General features: G+C 63.3%; 3 protein-coding genes and 1 pseudogene. 2 read left to right on the plus strand and 2 right to left on the minus strand.

Annotated features, from left to right (window positions below):
• The coding region (locus EOA60_RS39930; protein ID WP_128312219.1) for a DUF2171 domain-containing protein at window positions 1-78 on the minus strand (78 nt) is incomplete at its 3' end.
• Between the two features lie 222 nt (window positions 79-300).
• On the opposite strand from EOA60_RS39930, the gene EOA60_RS27685 reads away from it, so the two are divergent.
• Both EOA60_RS27685 and purB read left to right on the plus strand, forming a co-directional pair.
• Window positions 301-789, plus strand: a complete 489-nt coding sequence (locus EOA60_RS27685; RefSeq protein WP_245479149.1) for a hypothetical protein — start codon at window positions 301-303, stop codon at window positions 787-789.
• A 60-nt stretch (window positions 790-849) separates the two neighbouring features.
• Complete coding sequence (purB, locus tag EOA60_RS27690; protein ID WP_127334780.1) at window positions 850-2,157, plus strand: adenylosuccinate lyase; 1,308 nt, start codon at window positions 850-852, stop codon at window positions 2,155-2,157.
• A gap of 40 nt (window positions 2,158-2,197) precedes the next feature.
• Here the strand turns inward: purB and EOA60_RS27695 are convergent.
• A pseudogene (locus tag EOA60_RS27695) lies at window positions 2,198-2,698 on the minus strand (VOC family protein); the annotation flags it as partial.

Consider the following 2,698-nt stretch of genomic DNA (forward strand, 5'->3'; position numbering starts at 1 on the left):
GTCGACGGTACCGACATGGACGCCATCGGCGCCGACTACTTCCATATGCTCGCGTATCTTACTAAGATCGACGGTCATGCTGGTCCCTCCGGTGGGTGGCCGCGCGTCCCTGTCGGCCGCCCACAATAACAAACGGCCGCGGGATTGGATGCATCGAGCGGCATGTCTTGTTCACCATGGCATGATAGCCATGGTGCCAATGAGACAGGGAGCATTGCCAACACCACGCAACGCGAACCGCTTTTCGCCGCGGAACGTGGCCCAGTGACCGTAACGTCGCTGCAGCCGGCCTCCTTGCGTCTGCGCCTGGCAAACCGCCTGCGCGACGCTCTGCCATCAGCAAGCTCGGCAATTGTCGGCGCCCTGCTGTGGGGGCTTGCGATGGCGGCGAGCACTTTCCTCAATCTGTATTATTGGGAGACGCCGGACAGCGCCCGCTTCGTCGTGCTGCTTTATGCGCTCGGCGGCGCGCTTGCTTTTTCGGTCGGGCTGACGTTCGCCGCACTGGTATCGCGCGGCCGCCACTGGGAAACCGCGCTCGCCGCAGCTTTCGTATGCCTGCTTGGCGCGACGCTCGCTTTCACCGGCGGGCTGTTTGCCCTGCAATACCGTTCTTACTACGCCGAGTGGCACGCGCCGGCCTTCACGCGGACCTGGGCGTCTGAGTTCGTGTTCACGGTCCTCGCCGCGCTCTACCAGTTCGTCGTCCTGGGCGTCCGGCTCTATTTTCCGTTCGGCTTTGCCGTACTTGCCGCCGCCAGCATCTGGTTTGCACGCCGGCGGCGTTGAGCATTGAGCCGGCCTCTGTTAGGACGCGGCCAAAGCTTCTCCCAGCAGGACTAAGAAACCATGATCCCTCGCTATTCCCGGCCGGAAATGGTCGCCATCTGGTCGCCCGAAACCCGGTTCCGCATCTGGTTCGAGATCGAGGCTTATGCCTGCGATGCGCTGGCCGAGCTCGGCGTCATCCCGAAGGAAGCCGCGAAGACGATTTGGGAGAAGGGCGGCGCTGCCAAATTCGACGTTGGCAAAATTGACGAGATCGAGCGCGTCACCAAGCATGACGTGATTGCATTCCTGACCCATCTCGCCGAATTCGTCGGACCGGACGCCCGCTTCATTCACCAGGGCATGACCTCGTCGGACGTTCTCGACACGTGTCTTGCGGTGCAATTGACACGCGCCAGCGACATCCTGCTTGCCGACATTGACGCGCTGCTTGTGGCCCTGAAGCGCCGCGCCTTCGAGCACAAGGATACCATCACCATCGGCCGCAGCCACGGTATCCACGCCGAGCCGACCACCTTCGGCGTCAAGCTGGCGCTGGCCTATGCCGAATTTTCGCGTTGCCGCGAGCGGTTGCTGCACGCGCGCGAAGACATCGCCACCTGCGCCATCTCGGGCGCGGTCGGCACCTTCGCCAACATCGATCCCTATGTCGAAGAGCATGTGGCGAAGAAACTCGGCCTGAAGCCGGAACCGGTCTCGACTCAGGTCATCCCGCGAGACCGCCATGCGATGTTCTTCGCTACGCTCAGCGTGATCGCCTCGTCGGTCGAGCGCCTGGCCGTCGAGATCCGGCATCTGCAGCGCACCGAGGTGCTGGAAGCGGAAGAATATTTCTCGCCGGGACAAAAGGGCTCGTCGGCGATGCCGCACAAGCGCAACCCGGTGTTGACCGAGAATCTCACCGGCCTTGCCCGCATGGTCCGCTCCTACGCCATGCCGGCCATGGAGGATGTGGCGCTGTGGCACGAGCGCGATATCTCGCACTCCTCGGTGGAGCGCATGATCGGACCGGACGCGACGGTGACGCTCGACTTCGCCTTGGCACGCCTGACCGGTGTCGTCGATAAGCTGCTCGTTTACCCCGAGAACATGGAGAAGAACCTCAACAAGTTCCGCGGCCTGGTGCATTCGCAGCGCGTGCTGCTGGCGTTGACCCAGGCTGGCGTGTCACGCGAGGATGCCTATCGCCTGGTGCAGCGCAATGCCATGAAGGTATGGGAGCAAGGTGCTGATTTCCTTGAGGAACTGCTTGCCGACAAGGACGTGACAGCGGCACTGCCCGAGGCCGAGATCCGCGAGAAGTTCGACCTCGGCTATCACACCAAGCATGTCGACACGATCTTCAAGCGGGTGTTTGGAGAGGCTTGAGTCCGAGTGAAGGGCGCCCCGCTAGCGTGGCGCAGCCTAATCAGGCCTTGCCAGGCACCGTCCTGATCACCGTGCCCCAGGGATCTTCACGCGTCGTCTCGGCCTTCACGTTATCCGAGCGCATTTCGACCCAGGCGAGGCCCGAGCGGGAGGGATCGCGGCGGCCGGCGCCGGCGCTGCGCCAGGAATTGGCACCGATATGGTGGTGGTAGTGGCCGGAGGACAGGAACACCGCCTGACCGCCATATTTGGCGACCGTGTCGAAGCCGAATTCGTCATGCCACCACGCTTCGGCGTCTTCCGGACGCCCGACGCGCAGGTGGACATGGCCGACAATGGTGTTTTCCGGCGCTCCCTGCCAGCCGGCATCACCGACGGGCACGCTGGCGACGACCGCGGGGAGATTCAGCCGCTCGGTCGACATTGCGATCTTGTCGCCGTTCCATTTCCAATCCTGCGGACGGCGATCGGCGTAGATCTCGATGCCGTTGCCTTCAGGGTCGGTGAGGTAGAGCGCCTCGCTGACCAGATGGTCCGAGGC

This window comes from Mesorhizobium sp. M1A.F.Ca.IN.020.06.1.1, from assembly GCF_004023265.1.
In the GTDB taxonomy this organism is placed as follows: domain Bacteria; phylum Pseudomonadota; class Alphaproteobacteria; order Rhizobiales; family Rhizobiaceae; genus Mesorhizobium.